A 19,965-nucleotide genomic window follows, 5' to 3' on the forward strand; every position below is an offset into this window, starting at 1 on the left:
AGGATGAAGGTCTTCTCCCCCACGTCGTCGCCGAAGTAGATCTTCGCCTGCGCCTTGTCGTCGTGGCCGGACACGGCGATGACCTGGCCCATGCCGAACCGGTCGTGGCTGATCCGGTCGCCGATCGACAGCACGGGGACGGGCCGGTTGCCCGGCGAGCGCACGCCGGGACGGCCGGCCAGGGCCGCGCCGGCGGACTCGGTGGGCCGGCGGGAGCGGACGCGCCCGACCTCGCCACTCACCCGCCGCCAGTCGAGCAGCTCGCTCGGCAGCTCCTGCAGGAATCGCGACGGCGGGTTGTACGAGGGCGTGCCCCAGGCGCTGCGCACCTCGGCACGCGAGACGTACAGCCGCTGCCTGGCACGGGTGATGCCGACGTACGCCAGCCGCCGTTCCTCCTCGAGCTCCTTGGCCTTGCCCAGGCTGCGCTGGTGCGGGAACACGCCGTCCTCGAGGCCGGTGAGGAAGACGACGGGGAACTCCAGGCCCTTCGCCGTGTGCAGGGTCATCAGCGTGACCATGCCGCCGTGGTCCTCGCCCTCGGGGACCTGGTCGGCGTCGGCGACCAGCGAGACGCGTTCGAGGAAGTCGGCGAGGGTGCCGTCGTCGTCGGTCTCCTCGAACTCGCGCGCGACGGAGACGAGCTCCTGGAGGTTCTCGATGCGCGTCTCGTCCTGCGGGTCGCGGGACTGCTCGAGCTCGGTGAGGTAGCCGGTCTTGGCGAGCACCTCCTCGGCGATCGCGGACGGCGGGGCACCGCCCTCGACGAGGTCGCGCAGCTCGTTGGTCAGCGCGGTGAACTCCTGGACGGCGTTGAGCGACCTGGTGGCGAGGCCGTACACCTCGCCGGAGCGCTGCAGCGCCTGGTAGAAGCTGATGCCCTGCTGGTTGGCGAACGTCTCCAGGCAGGCCTCGGCGCGGTCGCCGATGCCGCGCTTGGGCACGTTGACGATCCGGCGCAGCGACACGGTGTCGTCGGGGTTGGCGAGCACCCGCAGGTAGGCGAGCAGGTCGCGCACCTCGCGCCGCTCGTAGAACCGCACCGCGCCGACGACCTTGTACGGCAGGCCGACGCGGATCATCACCTCTTCGAAGACGCGGGACTGGGCGTTGGTGCGGTAGAACACCGCGACGTCGCCGTACTTCGCCTTGTCCTGGTCGGAGAGCTCGTCGATCTCGCGCGCGACGAACGCCGCCTCGTCGTGCTCGCTGTCGGCGACGTACCCGACGATCTTGTCGCCGGACCCCGCCTGCGACCAGAGGTTCTTCGCCTTGCGGCCCTCGTTGCGGGCGATGACGGCGTTCGCGGCCGTCAGGATCGTCTGCGTCGATCGGTAGTTCTGCTCCAGCAGCACGGTCTTGGCGTCGGGGAAGTCGCGCTCGAACTCCAGGATGTTGCGGATGGTCGCGCCGCGGAACGCGTAGATCGCCTGGTCGGCGTCGCCGACGACGACCAGCTCGGACGGGCCGACCGCGCCCTCCTCGTCCTGCTCGCCCGCGCGGACGACGTCGCCGTCGACGGTGCGCCGCTCGGCACGGCCGACGTCACCACCGGTGAGCTCGCGGACGAGGACGTACTGCGCGTGGTTGGTGTCCTGGTACTCGTCGACCATCACGTGCCTGAACCGCCGCCGGTAGTGCTCCCGGACGTCGGGGAACGCCTGCAGCAGGTGCACGGTCGTCATGATCAGGTCGTCGAAGTCGAACGCGTTGGCCTGCTGCAGCCGCTTCTGGTACATCGCGTAGCACTCGGCCGTGGTGCGTTCGAGGTGGCTCGACGCCTGCTGCATCGCCGCCTCGTGGTCGATCAGCTCGTTCTTGAGGTTGGACACCTGCGCGGAGATCTGGCGCGGCGGGTAGCGCTTGGGGTCGAGGTCGAGGTCGCGGCAGACGAGGGTCATCAGCCGCTGGCTGTCGGTCGCGTCGTAGATGGAGAACTGGGACGAGAAGCCGAACAGCTTGGCGTCCTTGCGCAGGATGCGGACGCATGCGGCGTGGAACGTCATCACCCACATCGCCCTGGCCCGGCCGCCGACGAGCGCCTCGACCCGCTCCCGCATCTCCCTGGCGGCCTTGTTGGTGAACGTGATCGCGAGGATCGCGCCGGGATGGACGCCCCGCGCCCCGAGGAGGTACGCGATGCGGTTGGTGAGCACGCGGGTCTTGCCCGAGCCCGCACCCGCGACGACGAGCAGCGGGGTGCCCTCGTGGACGACCGCCTCGCGCTGCTGGGTGTTGAGCCCGTCGAGCAGCTCGTCGACGTTCGCCCCGGCGCGCTGACGTCCCGGCTTCTCGCCGGACGAGGCGGGGGCGGCGGCGGACTCGGGCAGCAGGTGCGGAAAGAGCGTCGACATCACCACCGAGTCTAGGTGGTCGCACCGACCGTCCCCTCGCTCACACGGCGTCGCGGCGGGAATGATCGGCCGCCGCCCGGTGTCGTCACCCAGGTACCCGCACTCCCGAATCACCCATCCGAGCAGGAAGAGGTCGCCGTGACCGTGGAAGCACCCGAGCGCACGGCACGCGTCCCCCTCCCCGTGTGGATCCTGGCCTCGAGCATCTTCGTCCTGGGCACCTCGGAGTTCGTGGTCGCCGGCCTGCTGCCGGTGATCGCCGCCGACCTGGGCGTCACGGTGCCTCGGGCCGGCCTGCTGATCTCGGCGTTCGCGGTGGCCATGGTGCTCGGCGCGCCGGCGATGGCGGTGCTCACCCTCCGACTGCCGCGCCGGACGACGCTGCTCGCCATGCTCGGTGTGTTCGCGGCGGGCAACGTGCTGGCCGCGCTCTCCGCCGACTACGGGTACCTGTTGGTCGGACGGGTGGTGACCGCGGTCGCGACCGGCGGGTTCTGGGCCGTCGCGGCGGTCGTCACGGTGTCCCTCACCCCGGAACGCGCCCGCGCACGTGCCCTGGCCGCCCTGGTCACCGGCCTGACCGTGTCCAACATCGTGGGCGTCCCGCTCGGGACGTTCATCGGCCAGCAGCTCGGCTGGCGCGCCACGTTCTGGACGGTCGCCGGTCTCGCCGTGCTGGCCGTGCCGGCCGTGGTCGCGCTCGTGCCGAACCCCGCGCGCACCGCCACCGCCACCCGGCTCGGCACCGAGGTGCGGGCCTTCCGCAGCGGCCGACTGTGGCTCGCGCTGGCCACCACCGCGGTCTTCCAGGGCGGCCTCATCGCGCTGTTCGCGTACGTCGCGCCGCTGCTCACCGATGTCGCGGGGCTCCCCGCGGCCGCCGTGCCCCTCGTGCTGGCGGCGTTCGGCCTGGGCAACATCGTCGGCATCAACCTCGGCGGCAGGTTCGCCGACGCGTACCCCTGGCGCACGCTGTTCACCGGACTCGCCGGCACCGTCGCGGTGCTCGTCCTGCTCGGCATCACCGCCGGCGGCCCGGTCGTGACCGTCGCTCTCGTCCTGCTGCTCGGGGTCATCGGGTTCTCCGTCGCGGCACCGCTGAACGCCAGGGTCTTCGCGCTCGCGGGTCCCGCGCCCACCCTCGCCAGCGCGGTGAACGCGTCCGCGTTCAACGTCGGCAACACGGTGGGCCCCTGGCTGGGCGGCCTGGTGATCAGCGCCGGCCTCGGCTACGCCGCGCCCGCGTGGGTCGGCGCCGCGATGCTGACCAGCGCCCTCGGGCTCGGCCTGCTGTCGCGCCGTCTCGACCGCCGCGTAGAGCCGTCCCCGGTCGAGCCGTACGCACCGAGCGTGCGGCCCGAATGCCCGATGGAGTCGTAGCCCTACACGGCGGGTGGTGCGCCCTCCACCGGCCGGTCGCCGCGGCGGATGACGGGGTTGACGACGACGAACACGGCGAGCAGGGCGAGCACCCCGACGCTCACCAGGAACGGCGCCACCGGCCGCAGGTCGTACAACGCCGTGCCCACGAGCGGTCCGGCGACGAAGCTGAGCGCGTTGGTGGACGAGATCAGCCCGGCGACCCCGCCCTGTTCCCCGTGCTCCACCAGCAGCGTCGGACCGGCCATGTAGCCGGGCATGGCGATGCCCAGCCCGAGCCCGGCGAGTGCCATGCCGACCAGCACGGCGCCGAACCCCAGGTCGGGCACCAGCATGCCGAAGCCCACGATGGCGACGGGGATGCCGGTACGGATCAGGCGGCGCGGTGGCCAGCCGAGGCGAGGCACGATGACCGCCTGGGTGAGCAGCACCATCGCGCCGGCGGCGAGCGATACGAAGCCCGTGAGGCGCGCGGTGGCCTCGGCGGCGAGCCCCATCCGGTCCTGCAGCAGGAACGCGACGGTGAGCTGGACGACGCCGAGCGCGCGGTGAACATGCCGAACCCGACCACGAGATACGGCCACAGCCGGCCGTCGAACGGGCTCAGCCGCGGCGCCTTCGCCCGGGTCGCCGGCCGCGGACTGCGCGGGAGCCTCCAGAAGACCGCGAGGCCGATCACCACGAGGGCCGCCGGGGCGACGTAGAGCGGCAGAAGCAGGTCGATCCCGCCGAGCAGCCCGCCTACCACCGGTGCGCACACCAGCGCGAGACCCTGCGCGGCGCCGATGCCCGCGACGCCCCGTACCCGTTCACGCTCGCCCGGCGTGACGTCGGCGACGTACGCCTGCGCCGCGACCGGTGCCGCGGCCATCGTCGCGCCGTACCCGATCCCGCGGGTCACGAGCATCAGGCCGAGCAGGACCACTCCCGCGACGACCCCCCGCAGTCCGGCATGGGACACCAGGGCGAAGGCGCTCAGGCTCAGTACCCCACCGCCGAGTGCGATCAGCAGGACCGTCCGGCGCCCCCAGACCTCGCTCCGCGCCCCCCAGAACGGGCTCGTCAGGACGACGCAGACCGCCGACAGGCTCAGCACCAGGCCGAGCTGGACGCTGGACAGCCCCAGCTCGCGGGACAGGGGCGGCAGGATCGGGAACAGCAGCTGCTGCCCGGTGACGACGCCGAACACGGCCAGGTAGGTGAGGGCGAAGGCCGACCTGCCCACGAGCACGCCGTCGCCCCGACCGACCGGCGGGCCGCCGTCCGCGACCTCCCGCCCTCCGGCGTCCACGCCCATCGCACCTCCCAGGGAATCAACTTAGGCTTACCTAACCTAACCCACGCGTGCGTCGCGGGACGTAGGACCTTCGTCCGATCCGGTCCGCTCGACCGAGTTCCTAGGATGTGGATGTGGCTGAAGAAACGGAAGTGAAGCGCGCACTCGTCCTGGCGGCGCACCCCGACGACATCGACTTCGGCGCGGCCGGCTCGGTCGCGACATGGACCGAGGCCGGTATCGCCGTGTCGTACTGCCTCGTCACCGACGGCGACGCGGGCGGCTTCGACCCCGACTTCCCCCGCGAGGAGATGGGCCCGCTGCGCAGGCGCGAGCAGACGGCGGCCGCGGCGGCCGTGGGCGTCGACGACCTGCACTTCCTCGGCTACCCCGACGGCTACCTCGAGCCCACGCTGGCCCTGCGGCGCGACATCGCCCGGGTGATCAGGCAGGTCCGTCCCGACCGCATGGCGATCCCCAGCCCGGAGATCTGGTACGAGCGGCTGTACGCGTCCCACCCCGACCACCGTGCCGCCGGCACGGCCGCGTTCTCGGCGATCTACCCCGACGCACGCAACCCGTTCACCTTCCCCGAGCTGCTGGCCGAGGGACTGGAGGCCTGGACGGTCGCGGAGACCTGGCTGATGGCCCACCCGAAGACCAACCACACCGTCGACATCACCGACGTCTTCGACCGCAAGGTCGCCGCGTTGCGCGCGCACAAGAGCCAGACGGCGCACCACGACGACCTCGACGGCATGCTGCGCGGCTGGATGACCGGTGTCGCCAGGGAGAACGGCCTGCCCGAGGGCCGCCTCGCCGAGGCCTTCTTCACCCTCTCGACCGCCTAGCTGCGGGCAGGGGCTCCACTCGCGAGACTGACCGTGACCGAAGGAGCGACATGGCGACGTTCGACGAAGCCTTCCTGTTTCTGACACCGCCTGGGGCAGACCCCGCCGAGCAGGGCGTACGGGAGAACGACCTCGCCCGTAGCGTGTTCGTCCCGGTGTCGACGGACGACGAGGCCGCGGCGACGGCCGCCCGCCTCGCGTCGACCGGGCTCGACCTCGTCGAGCTGTACGGGTTCGGGCCACGTGCGGCCGCGAAGGTGTGGCAGGCGACGGGCGGCGAGGTGCCGGTCGGGGTCGTCGGCATCGAGGACCCCGAGCCCGTCACCGTCCGAGCGGTGATCACGCCCTCGCCCGGCGCCGACCCCGCGGTCGACCGCTACGTCCACGAGCACGCTGGCCACCGCATGACGATCATCTCCGTACCCGACCCGCAGGCCGTGCCGGAGACGGCGCTGCGGCTGGTCGAGGAGGGCGTCGAGCGGATCGACCTGTGCGGTGGGCTGGGGTTGCTGCCGGCTGCCGCCACCCTCGAGGCGGTCGCGGGACGCGCGGTCGTCGGCACCGTGATGTTCGGCTTCGAGTCCCTACCGGCCGTCGCCGCCTACCGCGAACGCTTCGAGCAGGCGCTGGCCGGATGACCGTCCGCACAGGCGAGGGTCAGACCAGGCGGCGGTCGGCGGCCCAGCGGCTCAGCTCGTGGCGGTTGGAGAGCTGCAGCTTGCGCAGCACGGCCGACACGTGGGTCTCGACGGTCTTCACCGAGATGAAGAGCTCCTTCGCGACCTCCTTGTACGCGTACCCGCGGGCGATCAGCCGCATGACCTCGCGCTCGCGCGGGCTCAGCCGGTCGAGATCGGGGTCGATCGGCGGCACGTCGGTGGAGGAGAACGCGTCGAGGACGAAGCCCGCGAGCCGCGGCGAGAACACCGCGTCGCCGTCGGAGACCCGCCTGATCGCCGCGGCGAGCTCGGTGCCCGAGATGGACTTCGTGACGTAGCCGCGGGCTCCGGCGCGGATGACCGCGATGACGTCCTCGGCGGCGTCGGAGACCGACAGCGCCAGGAACTTCAGCTCCGGGTGCTTCGGCAGCAGCCGCTGCAGCACCTCGCGTCCGCCGCCGCCCGGCATGTGCACGTCGAGCAGGACGACGTCGACCTCCGTGGCCTCGATCACCACACACGCCTCTTCGACGTCGCCGGCCTCGCCGACGATCTCGACGTTGCCGCCGAGCTCGGCCCGCACGCCGGAACGCCACATCCGGTGGTCGTCGACGATCACGACCCGCGGCAGGGTTCCGTCAGCCTCGTCACTCATGCGCACCCGCCTCCTCACGCAGCTCCGGCAGGTGTCGCGGACTTCTCATACGCGGGCCCGCTGGCGTCGCGACCCCTACCTCCGCCGCGCTCGTCGAGCTCCTGCGCTGCATCATGTCTCCATCCTCTCGCGCTTCATCTCGAGCCGTACCTCGGTGCCGTCACCGGGCGCGCTGCGGACGACCGCGCGACCCCCGTTGCGTTCCATCCGGCCGACGATCGACTCGCGCATGCCCATCCGGTCGGCCGGGACGGTGCGCTGGTCGTAGCCCTTGCCGCGGTCGCGGACGAAGACGGTGACCTGCTCGGGCTCGACCTCGACGTAGACCGAGATCGAGTCGGCGCCCGAGTGCTTCGCCGCGTTGACCATCGCCTCCCGCGCGGCCTGCAGCTGCGCCCCCAGGCGATCGTCGAGCGGGCAGTCGCCGACGACCACGACGTCGATGGAGACGCCGTGGTTGTCCTCGACCTCGGCGGCCTGCGCCTCGATCGCCGCGGTGAAGTTCGTCGCCTCGTCCTTGGTCGGCTTGTACAGCCAGGCACGCAGGTCGCGCTCCTGCGCGCGGGCGAGCCGCTGCACGGACTTCGTGTCGCCGGCGTTGCGCTGGATCAGGGTGAGCGTCTGCAGCACCGAGTCGTGCACATGTGCGGCGAGCTCCGCGCGCTCCTCCTGCCTGATCCGCTCCCGCCGCTCTGCGGAGAGGTCGCGGGTGAGCTTGGCGACGAACGGCGCCGCGATGACGACGATGCCGGCGGCAGAGACGACCGCGAACAGCAGGCTGTTGCCGACCTGACCCAGGTCGTCGCGGAACGAGAGGAACCCGAGCATGCCGCCGACGACGAGCACGACGCCCGCCGCGATGCGGACGATCGTGGCCTTGCCGTTGCCGCCCGCGGCTCTGCGCCAGCGCACCCGCTGCGCGTCGTCGGCCTGCTGCCAGAGGACGGCCGCTCCGAGGCCGACGATGACGAACGGCCAGAAGAACTGCGGGGGCGGGCCGAAGCCGGCCATCTGGACGCAGACGACGAGGCCGAGCGCCAGCGCCCCGAGACCGACGATCTGCCCGACGTCGATCTTCTTCCGGCGCCGTTGCGCACCCTGCGCCCGGACGAACTCGGTGGAGAGGGGGACGAAGAACCAGAGCGCGGCGTACACGATGATACCGACGCCGCTGCTCACCGCGAGGAGCACGAACGCGATGCGGACGACCGTGACGTCGAGCCCCAGGTGGGTTGCCAGACCACGGCAGACGCCCGCGAGCACCCGGCGTTCAGGCTCGCGGTAGAGCTTGCGCGGCTGGCGCGCGACCGTCGTCACCTCTTGATGGTCACACGAATCGGGACGAATGTGCATCCGGGACGACCCGTGACACGGCTGGTGGACGGTCAGGGACATCCCCGATGCCGCTCGATCGGGCACCGGGCACCATGGGGGCATGGAACAGCCGGCGCGTCCGACGCAGCCGGACGCCGCTGACGCGCGTCCGGGTGGCCCTGCCGCGCCGCCGCCCCTCCAACGCAGCGCCAGCAACCGCATCATCGGCGGCGTCTGCGGCGGTCTCGCCGAGCGCACCGACATCGACCCCATCATCTACCGCGTGCTCGTGGTCGTGCTCACCCTCGTCGGCGGTGCCGGGCTCATCCTGTACGGCGCCGCGATGCTCGTCATCCCCGATGCCCGGACCGGCAAGGCGCCGCTCGACCGCGTGCTGTCCGGCGGCCCCAGCCGCGGGGTCCAGCTCGCGGGGGTGCTCCTGCTCGTCGTCGTCGCCCTCGTGGTGCTCGGCGGGCTCACCGGCGTTTTCGGCGGCAGCTCGATCAGCATCGTCGTCATCGCCCTCCTCGCGGTGCTCGTCGCCCACCGGCGTGGCTACGACTTCCGCCGGCTCTTCGGCGGCGGCTCCTCCCGTACCGCGCACCCGCCGGATGCCCCGCGACCGCCCGCGGCGTCGGCCAGGGCCGCGGCACCCGTCGACGCGCCCACGCGGTCCCAGGCACAGGGACTGCCGCCCCACCTGCTGTCCGGCCCGCCCCGGGTCCAGGCGTTCGCCCCGCCGCCGGCCGGACCACCGCCACGCCCGGTACCGCCGAGCGAGACGCCCACGGTCGCGATGCCCGCCTGGCGTCCGCCGCCGGCGCCACCGTACGTCGACCTCGCCACCGTGGGCGCTCCCCCGCCGCCGCCACGACCGCGGATCAGGCCGCGGTCGATCACCTTCCTGGTCTGGCTGCTCGCCGCCACCGCAGGCGGGGTCGTGTTCTGGCTGCAGCAACGCCAGGTGGTCGACGGCGACCTGCGCATCCCGCTGGCCGTCGCGCTCGGCACGCTGGGTCTCGGGCTCGTGGTCTCCACGTGGGTGGGGCGCGCCGGGGTCAAGGGCTGGGGCGTTCTCCTGACGATCGCGCTCGGGCTGACCACGGTGTTCGCCGGCTTCACCACCGACATCCGCGTCGAGCCCGTGACCTGGAAGCCGACCTCCGCGGCGCAGCTCGAGCGGCAGCAGCCGTACGAGGCGGGCGTCAGCAGCGCGACCCTCGACCTGACCCACCTACCCGAGACCGACGGCGTCACCTACCCCGCCCGGGTCCGCCTGTCGGCCGGACAGATCATCGTGCTCGTGCCGAGGTCGGCGACCGTCGACGTCTCCCTCTCGTGCACCCAGTGCGTGGGCAACGTCCTCGGCCAGGGCGTCGGCGGCAACGACCGCGGGCTCGACCGAACCTTCCCTCCCGAGGGCGGCGCCGGGCTGACCCCCGAGTCCGGGTCGTCGGCCGACCCGAAGGGCCCGGTCATCGACCTGTCCCTGTCGGTCAGCGCGGGCAACGTGGAGGTACGCCGTGCCGGGTAGGAAGATGCTCCACCGGACCAACTGGGGCGCGTTCGTCGGCGGCCTCGTGCTGCTGACGATCGCCGGATTGTTCCTGCTCGACACGCTCACCGACGTCTCCGTGCCGCTCTACACGATCGCCCCGCTGCTGCTCATCGGCCTGGGACTCGCCTCGATCCTCAACCGCAGGTTCGAGCGCGGCACGCCGCCGTCGACCACTCCACCCTCGTCGCCCGGGGGCGGCCGCCCCTAGGCTGGCGCCGTCCACGTACGCGCCCCCGACGGAGGTCCCCAGTGTCCGAGCAGCACGCGCCGACGGCCCGCAAGACCGAGATCCGCACGTCGGACGCGCCGACGCCCCGCGGCACCTACTCACAGGGGATCGCGGTCGGCGACGTCGTCTACACGGCCGGTCTCGGCCCGCTCGACCCGCGGACCAAGGAGATCGTCGGCGACGAGGCCGGCGAGCAGACCCGACAGGTGATGCGCAACCTGGCCGCGGTCCTCGCCGCACACGACTGCTCCCTCGACGACGTCGTCAAGGTGACGGCGCACCTGCAGCACACCGAGCGCGACTGGCAGGCGTTCGACACCGCCTACGCCGAGTCCTTCACCCCGCCGTACCCGGTGCGGACGACCGCCGGCTCCAACCTGGGCGGCATCCTCGTCGAGATCGACGTGGTCGCCGTCCGCGGCGCGGCGGGTCGCTGACCGCGGCTAGGAGTAGCGGCAGACGTCGTCGAGCGACGCCGGCTTGTCCTTCTTCTTCGCCTTGCCGGGCGACTTGCTGGGCGAGACCGTCGGTTCGGACGACGGGGTGGCGGTCGGCGTCGCCTCCGCCTCCTCGATCGCCTTGTCGACGGCCCGCTCGATCTTGGCGTAGTCGGGGTTGCCGGTCTCGTACCCCTCGTCCGGAGTGAACTGCAGGCTCGTGATCTCGGCGGTCTTGGCCTTCTCACCGAGCTGCAGCAGCGCCGGCAGGTCGTCGTTGGGGATGTCGGTCGACACGTTGTTCTTCGTGGCCGCGGCGATCTTCTGGAAGCCCCTGAGGACCGTCGCGGGATCGGCCTGCTTGGCGATCGCCCCCAGCACGCATCGCTGTCGTGACATGCGGTGGTAGTCGTCGTCGGCGTTGCGTGATCGGGCGTACCACAGCGCCTTCGTGCCGTTGAGATGGCGGACGCCCTTGCGCACCCAGCCGGTCGTCTGGCCGTGCGGCCCGATCGGGAGGTCCTTCTCGACGTAGACCGTGATGCCGCCGATGGCGTCGATGATCTCGGTGAAGGCGTGCAGGTTGACGAGTGCGTAGTAGTCGATCTTCAGGCCGAGGATCTCCTGGATGACCTCCTGGGTCGCCTGCGCGCCGGGGTTGCTGCCCTGCGTGAACAGCTTCGGGTTCTGCTCCCCGTACTCGTAGACGGCGTTGAGGAGGTCGTCGAAGTTGCCGTCGGGGAACTGCTCGCGCAGCCGCGGCGGCACCGGGGCGCTCAGCATGTTGCGCGGCAGGCTGAACAACACCGTGTCGCCGGTGTGAGTGTCGATGCTCGCGACGGTCATGCTGTCGGTGCGGACGCCCTCGCGGTTGTTGCCGCCGTCGCCGCCCAGGAGCAGGACGTTGATGCGCGGGCGGCCCGCCCAGGGATCCTTGCCCTTCTTGGTCTTGCGCTCCTTGTTCTCGTCGCCGGGAAAGACCTTGCTGAGTACGTCGCGTCCAACGTAGGCGTAGTGCGCGGCGTAGATCGGAGGCGTGGACACGGCGAGGCTCAGCACCCCGATGACGAACGCCGACAGCAGGCCGTGCAGCGGGCTGACCCGGCCCGGCCGCTTGATGTGGTAGGCCGAGACGATCACCGCCGACCAGCCGACCGCCAGCAGGAGTGCGCAGACGATCACGCCGAGGAGCACGTTCGTGTCGATCAGGTACGACACCAACTGCATGCGGTCGACGCCGGCGTAGAGGAAGGCACCGATGCCGACGAGGAGGAGGAACACGAAGAGGATCGGGATCCCGATGCGCCGCCGACCCGCCCAGACGTGGCCGGCTCCGGGGAGCACGGTGGAGAGGGCTGCGAGCCCGACCGCCGCCCAGGTCTGACGCCCGTCACCGCGCTTCTGCCGGCGTCGAGAGGAGCGGCTTCCCGCACGGTCTCGCCCCCGAACATCCGGCGGATACACGCGTACGTTCCCCTTCCTCGCACACCGGCCGGACGGCTGCTGACCGATGTGTCCCGATCGTGGGCGATTACGGTCGGTCGATCCGACCGTTCGCCGGGCAATCTCTCATGTTAACGGTGTCACAACGTGGGGGACGCCTGCCCGGTGCCGAAGGTTGTCCCGGTCACCCGTCCGACCGGCACTCGCCCGCACGGCGCGCCGCTCGATAGCCTGCCGGTGGAACCGAACCGATGGGGAGTCACACGATGCGCCTGACGAAGCTCGGCCACTCCTGTATCCGTCTCGAGGCGGACGGCAGGACACTCGTCATCGACCCTGGCACGTTCTCCGAGGACACGGCCGCCGACGGCGCCGACGCCGTGCTGATCACCCACGAGCATCCCGACCACGCCGACCCGGAGAAGCTCCGCGGCCTGCTCGGCGCGCGCGACGACGTCACCGTCTGGACCAACCCGGCCCTCGCCGAGACCCTCTCCCGGGACTTCCCCGGCCGCGTCCGCGCCGTCTCGGCCGGCGAGCGCTTCGAGGCCGCCGGGTTCGACGTCCACGTCCACGGCTCCGAGCACGCGTTGATCCGCGACGGCGTCCCGATCGTCTCCAACGTCGGGTTCCTCATCGATGGCCTCTTCCACCCCGGCGACGCGTTCACCGTCCCCGACGAGCCCGTCGAGACCCTGCTGCTGCCGGTCAACGCGCCCTGGGCGAAGCTCAACGAGACCCTCACCCAGCTGAGCGAGATCAAGCCGCGGCGGGTGCATCCCATCCACGACGCGCTGCTCACCGACTACGGCTGGGCGGTCTACGGCGGCCACACCCAGCAGGTCAGCGGCGACGTCGGCACCGACTACGAGCGCCTGAAGCCTGGCGACACCATCGATCTGTAAGTCACTGGGCCGGCGCCCGCCGGCTCGGTGCGGTACGGGATCGCCAGTACCACCCCGTGAAGGGCACCCTCACCGTGCCCTGACCCGGTGAGGGTGCCCCTCACGTGTTCAGCACCGGCCGGCGCGCGCACCACCGGTGACCGTCCCGCCACCCGGGACGCACCTGTCACCGCCATTCGGGGGACTGACCGCGCGGTGGCTCGTGCAGGCGTCTGATGAGTGCACCACGAACAAGGGGCGCTCATGGCACGACTCCTCAACGACGGCAACAGCCGGTTCACGATCATCGCGGTGGCGGCGGGCATCGGCGCGATCCTGCTGTTCCTCTTCGGCTTCGGGGCGGGCGGCGCGTCCGGGGCGTCGCCGAGCCCCACTCGGGCAGCCGTCACCACGACCGCGACGGCCACCGCGACCGCCACCGTGACGACCACCGCGACGGCGACGGTCACGCGCACCAAGCGCGCGAAGCCGAAGACCACCCGCGCGGCGAAGGCGACTGCCGAGCCGTCGGAGACGCGCACCGCCGCCAAGCGCAAGAAGCCGAAGGCGACCAAGACCTCGGCCAGGATCGAGCGCGGAGTGCACCCGGGCGCGTTCTGCAGCACGCGGGGCGCGATCGGCTACACGGTCAAGGGCACCCGGATGCGCTGCTCGACCAAGCCCGGCGATCCGTACAAGCGCTGGCGCTCCTACTGACCGGTCCTACTCCCACTCGATGGTGCCGGGGGGCTTGCTGGTGACGTCGAGGACGACGCGGTTGACCTCGCGGACCTCGTTGGTGATGCGGGTGGAGATGCGGGTGAGCAGGTCGTACGGGAGGCGCGCCCAGTCGGCGGTCATGGCGTCCTCGCTGGTCACCGGGCGCAGCACGACCGGGTGGCCGTACGTGCGCTCGTCGCCCTGGACGCCCACGGAACGGACGTCGGCGAGCAGCACGACCGGGCACTGCCAGACGTCGCGGTCGACCCCCGCGCGGGTGAGCTCCTCGCGGGCGACGGCGTCGGCCTCGCGGAGGATCTCCAGACGCTCGCGGGTGACCTCGCCGATGATCCTGATCGCCAGCCCTGGGCCGGGGAACGGCTGCCGCCAGACGATGTCGGCCGGCAGGCCGAGCTCCTCGCCGACGCGGCGCACCTCGTCCTTGAACAGCCAGCGCAGCGGCTCGACGAGCGCGAACGCGAGGTCGTCGGGCAGGCCGCCGACGTTGTGGTGCGACTTGATGTTCGCGGTGCCCGTGCCGCCGCCCGACTCGACGACGTCGGGGTAGAGGGTGCCCTGGACGAGGAACTCCACGTCACCCTCGGCGGCGACCTCGCGGGCGGCGTCCTCGAAGACGCGGATGAACTCGTGGCCGATGATCCGCCGCTTCTCCTCAGGGTCGATGACCCCGGCGAGCGCGGACGAGAAGCGAGCGGAGGCGTCGACGACCTTGAGGCGGACGCCCGACGCGGCGACGAAGTCCTTCTCGACCTGCTCGGCCTCGCCCTTGCGCAGCAGGCCGTGGTCGACGAAGACGCAGGTCAGCCGGTCGCCGATCGCCCGCTGGACGAGCGCGGCCGCGACGGCGGAGTCGACGCCGCCGGACAGCCCGCAGATGGCCCGCTTCTCCCCCACCTGGGCGCGGATGCCCTCGACCTGGTCCTCGACGATGTTCAGCATCGTCCAGGTCGGACGGCAGCCGGCGGCCTCGTGCAGGAACCGTTCGAGCACCTGCTGGCCCTGCTCGGTGTGCATGACCTCGGGGTGGAACTGAACGCCGTACAAGCCCCTGCCGACGTGCTCGAACGCCGCCACCGGCGCGCCCTGGCTCGACGCCAGCACGGTGAACTCCGGCGGCGCGGCGGTGACCTCGTCGCCGTGGGACATCCAGACCTGCCGCAGCCGCGGTTGCCCGCGGAACAGCATGCCCTCGTCGACCACGGTGAGGGACGTGCCGCCGAACTCGCTGCCGCCGGTGCGCGCGACGGTGCCGCCCAGTGCCTGCGCCATGGCCTGGAAGCCGTAGCAGATGCCGAGCACGGGTACCTCGCCGCCGAACAGCGCCGGGTCGACCTGCGGCGCGCCCTCCGCGTACACCGACGCCGGGCCGCCGGAGAGGATCACCGCGCGGGGCTTCTTCGCCAGCATCTCGGCGACCGGCATGGTCGACGGGACGATCTCGCTGTAGACATGCGCCTCACGCACGCGCCTGGCGATCAGCTGCGCGTACTGCGCGCCGAAGTCGACGACGAGCACCGTGTCGAAGTCGCTCACCGGCTCCCCCTCAGGACGTCCTGCGTGGACTTGCGTCGAGACGCACGAGACTAGTGCCCATGATGCTCCGCACCTTCGCCAACCCTGCCGCGGTCGCCAGGCTCGACCTCGGGGTCGACGGTCCACCCGACCGGACGCCGATGCGCTTCCACGAACGACTCCCCGGCTACGCCCCGACACCCCTGGTCTCCGCGCCGCGCACCGCGGAGCGGCTGGGGGTGGCGCGGGTGCTCGTGAAGGACGAGTCACGACGTCTCGGGCTGCCGGCGTTCAAGATCCTCGGTGCCTCGTGGGCCGTGTACGACACGATCCGCCGGCTCACCGGCGTCGAGCTCGACCACTGGTCGACGCTCGACGACCTCAGGGATCGGCTGCGCCCACTGGGCACGCGCACGCTGGTGACGGCCACCGACGGCAACCACGGCCGCGCGGTGGCGCACCTGGCACGGCTGCTCGACTGGCCGGCGCAGATCCTCGTCCCGGCCGGCACCGCGGCGGCCAGGATCGCCGACATCGGCGCGGAGGGTGCCACCGTCGAGGTCGTCGACGGCTCGTACGACGACGCGGTCGAGCTGGCGGCCACCCGCGCCGGCGACTCCACGCTCGTCGTCTCCGACACGAGCTGGCCCGGGTACGAACGCATCCCGCGGGCCGTGATCGACGGGTACTCGACGCTCTTCCACGAGATCACCGACGCCACGGACATACGCCCCACGACCGTCGTCGTGCAGATCGGCGTCGGCGCGCTCGCGGCCGCCGCCGTTCGCCATGTCCACACGACGCCGGGCGACCCGCGGCCGACGCTGGTCGGTGTCGAGCCGGCCACCGCCGACTGCGTGGCGGTGTCGGCGCGGGGCGGCGCGCTCGCCAGCACCCCGGGCCCGCACCCGTCGATCATGGCCGGGCTCAACGCGGGCAACCCGTCGCTCGTGGCGTGGCCGCTGCTGCTCGCCGGCATCGACACGTTCGTCTCGATCGACGACGAGCCGGTGCACGACGCGATGCGCGTGCTCGCCGCCGACTCCGTCGTCGCGGGCGAGACCGGCGCCGCCGGCGTCGCCGGGCTACTGGCCGTCCACGACGCCGGTACGCCCGGCGACCGGGTCGCCGCCGGCCTGACGCCGGACGCCACCGTGCTCGTCCTCGTCACCGAGGGCGCCACCGACCCCGCCGGCTACGAGCGCGCGGTCGGCAGCACCCGCTGACATCGCGGACGGTGACGACGGGCACCCGCGCCCGTTGTTCACGTCCCGATGGTGGTGCGGTCGGGAGGATTGGGGCATAGTCCCTACCGCCCTCGATGCCGTCTGCCTGGGGAGTCGACGTGTCGTACCGCCTGTTGTTCGCCCTGACCGCCGTCGCGGTCAGCGCCCTCGCCGCCGTCGCGATGCCGTCCCCGGCGTCCGCACGCCAGCACGACGAGGTGCGCTTCGCGACGTTCAACGCGTCGCTCAACCGCGCGGCCGAGGGCGAGCTCGTCGACGACCTGTCGACGCCCGACGACGTCCAGGCACGCAACGTCGCGGAGATCATCCAGCGCAGCCGACCTGACGTGCTGCTGGTGAACGAGTTCGACTACGACGCCGACGGCACGGCCGCCCGCCTGTTCCAGCGCAACTACCTGTCCGTCGGGCAGCGCGGCGCGGATCCCGTCCACTACCGGTACCGCTACGTGGCGCCGAGCAACACCGGCATCCCGACCGGCTTCGACCTCAACCACGACGGCAAGGTCGTCACCACCGTCGGCGAGGCCGGCTACGGCGACGACTCCCACGGCTTCGGCGCCTTCCCCGGCCAGTACGGCATGGTCGTCTACTCCAAGCACCCGATCGACACGCGCAAGACACGGACGTTCCAGACGTTCCTCTGGAAGGACATGCCTGGCGCCGTCCTGCCGACCGACCCGGCCACCGGCGAGCAGTGGTACGGCGACGACGTGCTCGACGTCCTGCGGCTGTCGTCGAAGAGCCACTGGGACCTGCCGATCCGCGTCGGCCATCGCACCGTGCACTTCCTCGTCAGCCACCCGACGCCGCCCACGTTCGACGGCCCCGAGGACCGCAACGGCCGCCGCAACCACGACGAGATCAGGTTCTGGGCCGACTACGTCAAGCCGTGGGCGAGCCGCTACGTCTACGACGACGAGGGCAGGCGTGGCGGCCTGCGCGCCGGCGACAGGTTCGTCATCGCCGGCGACAACAACGCCGACCCCCGCGACGGCGACAGCTTCGCCGACGCCGCCCTCCAGTACCTCGACAACCCGATGATCGACTCCAGGTACGTCCCGACGAGCGAAGGCGCGGTCGAGGCCGCACGCGTGCAAGGCGGCGCGAACGACGCCCACGAGGGTGACCCCGCCCACGACACGGCCGACTTCGGCGACGCACTCCCCGCCGGCCCCGGCAACCTCCGCGCCGACTACGTCCTGCCGTCGCACGGACTCCGCGTGCGCGGCGGTGGCGTCTTCTGGCCCCGCTCCACCGACAAGCTGGCCCGCCTCGTCTGGTCGGCCCCAGGCGAGCCGGTGCCCAGCTCCGACCACCGCCTGGTCTGGCTCGACCTCCGCGCCTGACCCCGCGACCACATCAGCAGCGGCCACGGTTGGGGGCGTTCGCCGTCCCGGTGCCTCGTTGCGCCACGGTGAGTGATCCGGCAGCATGCGTCCGGACGATGATCAATGCTCGGGGGGAGGTCACGTGTCGGCGCTCGATGACCTACAGGCGAAGGCGCACGCGGCTAGGGAGGCGCTCGACGGGCCCGAGGGGGTGGTGTCCGAGCTGGACTCCGAGACGTCCGACGTAGCCGGGCAGTTCGCGGCGCTCGGCGCCGAGGCACCCGCACTAGTACTCCAGCAGGCCGGCAGCGACGGGCTGACGCGGGTACGGGAACACCTCACATACGTGCGGGCAGCGCTGGACGACTACATCAACGCGTGCGAGCAGGCCAAGGGCTCGGGTGGCGGTTGACTGCCGCGAGGCTCTGGAACGCCAGCAACTACATCAGCGAGCAGCACCGCGAGTACGCGATCAGCATGGAACACGCCAGGAATCGCCGACCATCCCGAGCGCCCCGACCGCGCAGCCATCCAGCTCTCGGACGGGCGCCTCGGCCACATCCTTGCCGGGGAGAAGGGGACGAAGCGAGGGCAGGTCTTCTACAGCGGCGGACACCGCTTCGGCACCGGCTACCCGGACAAGACCGAGTTTCCACCGACCTGGTCTGATGACTCGATCGCCACGGAAGTCCTCGACGTGGCCAAGAACCCAGACCGTGCCATCTTCCAACCGAACGACAGGTGGCGACTCACCGGTACCCGAAAGCGCGTCAAGATCGTCGTGATCCTAGAGCCCGACGGTCAGGTGTGGACCGCATGGCCGCCACCAGGCAGCCCCGGCGTCGTGAAGAATCCACTCACCAAGGAGGGGGCAGCTCGTGAACCAAGACGAAGTGATCAAGGCAGGGCGGGAATTGCCTGAGCGGTACGCCGACCGCGTATCGCCCGAAGTGCTCGACGGCATGCAGCTCATGAGGGACGGCGGCGAGTACGGAGAGCTGGTCGGCCTGTTGACAGCCGCGCTCGCCAAGAGCAGCGTGCCCATCACGGCCGCCGAGCGCGACGAGCTACGCGAGCTGGTGGAGGCGGCCGGTGAAGGTGGCGAGTACGTGGACGGGCTGACCGTCCGGGATTAACCAGACAGTGAGACCTGTTGCATCGCGCCTCGGGGCTGATCGTCGCCTGCCATCGCCGGCCACACCCACTCGCCCCGAGGGTTACGGGGGTCGGTCGTGGGCGCGGTTGCGTCTGGGTGTCTGGGTGGGGTCGAGCCACTTGGGTGGCACTGTGTGGGGGCGGCCGTTGAGCATCGCGAGGTGGACGGTGCCGTCGTGGACCGCCGTGTGGTGGGCGGTGCAGACCAGCGCGAGGTTGTCGACGTCGGTCACGCCGCCCCTTGACCACCAGGTGAGGTGGTGCGCTTCGGTGTATTGCGGTGGCGCGTCGCACCCGTGGACCACACAGCCGCCGTCGCGGGCGACCAGCGCCCGACGCAGCGGGGGTGGGGCGAGGCGTTTGTTCCGGCCGTAGTGCAGGACCTCGCCGTGCGGCCCGAACACCGCCAACGCCAGATCGGCCTGGCACGCCTGCGTGAGGAGTTCGTGGACGGAGACGGGTTCGCCGTTGTTCAACCACGCCACGCCTGACCGCTGCTCCAACTCGGTGAGGGTGATGGTGGCGATGACCTGCGGCCGGTGCCCACCAGAGGTCGGCATGTCCGGGTGCCCGAGGGCGAGGGTGGCGAGCTGGCCGAGCGCGTCGGCGCGGCGGCGGGTCGCGGTCCGCAGATCGGGGGTGCCGTCGGCTTCGGGTTTCGGCTTGGCGAGGGCCTCGATCGCGAGGGTGACGGCGTTGGCGGTGGGGGCGTCGAGGCGGCCGCGGAGGGCGTACATGCCGTGCAGGTCCGCGGTGATCGTGAACTCCTGGCTCTCCTGCTGCTCCTTCTCCGTCGCCAGCACCCCGTCGGGGTCCAGGCACGCGCCCAGGTGTTTGGCCGCACACCGCAACCGCGCCGGATCCAGCTCAGTCGCGGTCTGCACCAGCCGGGCCTCCGCCGCGGCACGGGTCGGGTCGTCCACCGCGGCGGGGAGCTTCTGC

Annotated in this window: 21 protein-coding genes; 13 read left to right on the top strand and 8 right to left on the bottom strand. The window is 71.7% G+C overall.

Annotation, left to right across the window (positions count from 1 at the left end):
- The coding region (pcrA, locus tag GEV10_26320) for a DNA helicase PcrA (GenBank protein MQA81945.1) at positions 1-2,354 on the bottom strand (2,354 nt) is incomplete at its 3' end.
- A 138-nt stretch (positions 2,355-2,492) separates the two neighbouring features.
- Here pcrA and cmx_cmrA point away from each other — a divergent pair.
- The gene (gene cmx_cmrA, locus GEV10_26325) at positions 2,493-3,734 is read left to right on the top strand and encodes a Cmx/CmrA family chloramphenicol efflux MFS transporter (GenBank protein ID MQA81946.1); all 1,242 of its coding nucleotides are present in this window, start codon (positions 2,493-2,495) and stop codon (positions 3,732-3,734) included.
- A 2-nt stretch (positions 3,735-3,736) separates the two neighbouring features.
- Here the strand turns inward: cmx_cmrA and GEV10_26330 are convergent, their stop codons facing one another.
- The gene (locus tag GEV10_26330; GenBank protein MQA81947.1) at positions 3,737-4,231 is read right to left on the bottom strand and encodes an MFS transporter; all 495 of its coding nucleotides are present in this window, start codon (positions 4,229-4,231) and stop codon (positions 3,737-3,739) included.
- Entirely contained in the window at positions 4,108-5,031 is a 924-nt protein-coding gene (locus GEV10_26335; GenBank protein ID MQA81948.1) for an MFS transporter, read from the bottom strand. Before GEV10_26335 ends, GEV10_26330 begins: the two co-directional genes overlap by 124 nt.
- Before the next feature lie 113 nt (positions 5,032-5,144).
- Between GEV10_26335 and GEV10_26340 the strand changes: the two genes are divergently transcribed.
- Positions 5,145-5,861, top strand: coding sequence for a PIG-L family deacetylase (locus GEV10_26340; GenBank protein ID MQA81949.1), 717 nt, complete (start codon positions 5,145-5,147; stop codon positions 5,859-5,861).
- Between the two features lie 50 nt (positions 5,862-5,911).
- Positions 5,912-6,499 (top strand): hypothetical protein, encoded by a 588-nt coding sequence (locus tag GEV10_26345; GenBank protein ID MQA81950.1) that lies wholly within the window; start codon positions 5,912-5,914, stop codon positions 6,497-6,499.
- A gap of 19 nt (positions 6,500-6,518) precedes the next feature.
- Here GEV10_26345 and GEV10_26350 read toward each other — a convergent pair whose 3' ends face one another.
- Positions 6,519-7,175, bottom strand: a complete 657-nt coding sequence (locus tag GEV10_26350) for a response regulator (GenBank protein MQA81951.1) — start codon at positions 7,173-7,175, stop codon at positions 6,519-6,521.
- 111 nt (positions 7,176-7,286) lie between these two features.
- Positions 7,287-8,528 (bottom strand): PspC domain-containing protein, encoded by a 1,242-nt coding sequence (locus tag GEV10_26355; GenBank protein MQA81952.1) that lies wholly within the window; start codon positions 8,526-8,528, stop codon positions 7,287-7,289.
- Positions 8,529-8,610: 82 nt separating this feature from the next.
- On the opposite strand from GEV10_26355, the gene GEV10_26360 reads away from it, so the two are divergent.
- The 3 genes from GEV10_26360 (at position 8,611) to GEV10_26370 (ending at position 10,713) form a co-directional block, all read left to right on the top strand.
- The gene (locus tag GEV10_26360) at positions 8,611-10,023 is read left to right on the top strand and encodes a PspC domain-containing protein (GenBank protein MQA81953.1); all 1,413 of its coding nucleotides are present in this window, start codon (positions 8,611-8,613) and stop codon (positions 10,021-10,023) included.
- Positions 10,013-10,255: a hypothetical protein gene (locus GEV10_26365; protein MQA81954.1), complete on the top strand. Its 243-nt coding sequence runs from the start codon at positions 10,013-10,015 to the stop codon at positions 10,253-10,255. Before GEV10_26360 ends, GEV10_26365 begins: the two co-directional genes overlap by 11 nt.
- 80 nt (positions 10,256-10,335) lie before the next feature.
- Positions 10,336-10,713 (top strand): RidA family protein, encoded by a 378-nt coding sequence (locus tag GEV10_26370; GenBank protein MQA81955.1) that lies wholly within the window; start codon positions 10,336-10,338, stop codon positions 10,711-10,713.
- Between the two features lie 6 nt (positions 10,714-10,719).
- Here GEV10_26370 and GEV10_26375 read toward each other — a convergent pair whose 3' ends face one another.
- Positions 10,720-12,057: a LytR family transcriptional regulator gene (locus tag GEV10_26375; GenBank protein ID MQA81956.1), complete on the bottom strand. Its 1,338-nt coding sequence runs from the start codon at positions 12,055-12,057 to the stop codon at positions 10,720-10,722.
- A gap of 365 nt (positions 12,058-12,422) precedes the next feature.
- Between GEV10_26375 and GEV10_26380 the strand changes: the two genes are divergently transcribed.
- Together GEV10_26380 and GEV10_26385 are read left to right on the top strand one after the other, a co-directional pair.
- Positions 12,423-13,061, top strand: coding sequence for an MBL fold metallo-hydrolase (locus tag GEV10_26380; protein MQA81957.1), 639 nt, complete (start codon positions 12,423-12,425; stop codon positions 13,059-13,061).
- A 243-nt stretch (positions 13,062-13,304) separates the two neighbouring features.
- The gene (locus GEV10_26385; GenBank protein ID MQA81958.1) at positions 13,305-13,757 is read left to right on the top strand and encodes a hypothetical protein; all 453 of its coding nucleotides are present in this window, start codon (positions 13,305-13,307) and stop codon (positions 13,755-13,757) included.
- A 6-nt stretch (positions 13,758-13,763) separates the two neighbouring features.
- Here the strand turns inward: GEV10_26385 and guaA are convergent, their stop codons facing one another.
- Positions 13,764-15,314, bottom strand: coding sequence for a glutamine-hydrolyzing GMP synthase (gene guaA, locus GEV10_26390; protein MQA81959.1), 1,551 nt, complete (start codon positions 15,312-15,314; stop codon positions 13,764-13,766).
- 62 nt (positions 15,315-15,376) lie between these two features.
- On the opposite strand from guaA, the gene GEV10_26395 reads away from it, so the two are divergent.
- The 5 genes from GEV10_26395 (at position 15,377) to GEV10_26415 (ending at position 19,004) form a co-directional block, all read left to right on the top strand.
- Positions 15,377-16,519 carry a diaminopropionate ammonia-lyase gene (locus tag GEV10_26395; GenBank protein ID MQA81960.1) on the top strand — a complete coding sequence of 381 codons (1,143 nt, stop codon included), beginning with the start codon at positions 15,377-15,379 and terminating at the stop codon, positions 16,517-16,519.
- 95 nt (positions 16,520-16,614) lie between these two features.
- Entirely contained in the window at positions 16,615-17,886 is a 1,272-nt protein-coding gene (locus tag GEV10_26400; GenBank protein MQA81961.1) for an endonuclease/exonuclease/phosphatase family protein, read from the top strand.
- A gap of 124 nt (positions 17,887-18,010) precedes the next feature.
- Positions 18,011-18,280, top strand: coding sequence for a hypothetical protein (locus tag GEV10_26405; GenBank protein ID MQA81962.1), 270 nt, complete (start codon positions 18,011-18,013; stop codon positions 18,278-18,280).
- Positions 18,281-18,790, top strand: coding sequence for a hypothetical protein (locus GEV10_26410; GenBank protein MQA81963.1), 510 nt, complete (start codon positions 18,281-18,283; stop codon positions 18,788-18,790).
- The gene (locus GEV10_26415) at positions 18,747-19,004 is read left to right on the top strand and encodes a hypothetical protein (GenBank protein ID MQA81964.1); all 258 of its coding nucleotides are present in this window, start codon (positions 18,747-18,749) and stop codon (positions 19,002-19,004) included. The genes GEV10_26410 and GEV10_26415 overlap by 44 nt, the downstream gene beginning before the upstream one ends.
- Before the next feature lie 81 nt (positions 19,005-19,085).
- Here the strand turns inward: GEV10_26415 and GEV10_26420 are convergent.
- Positions 19,086-19,965: DUF222 domain-containing protein (locus GEV10_26420; protein MQA81965.1), on the bottom strand; the 880-nt coding region annotated here is incomplete at its 5' end.

The organism is Streptosporangiales bacterium (assembly GCA_009379955.1).
Taxonomy (GTDB): Bacteria; Actinomycetota; Actinomycetes; order Streptosporangiales; family WHST01; genus WHST01.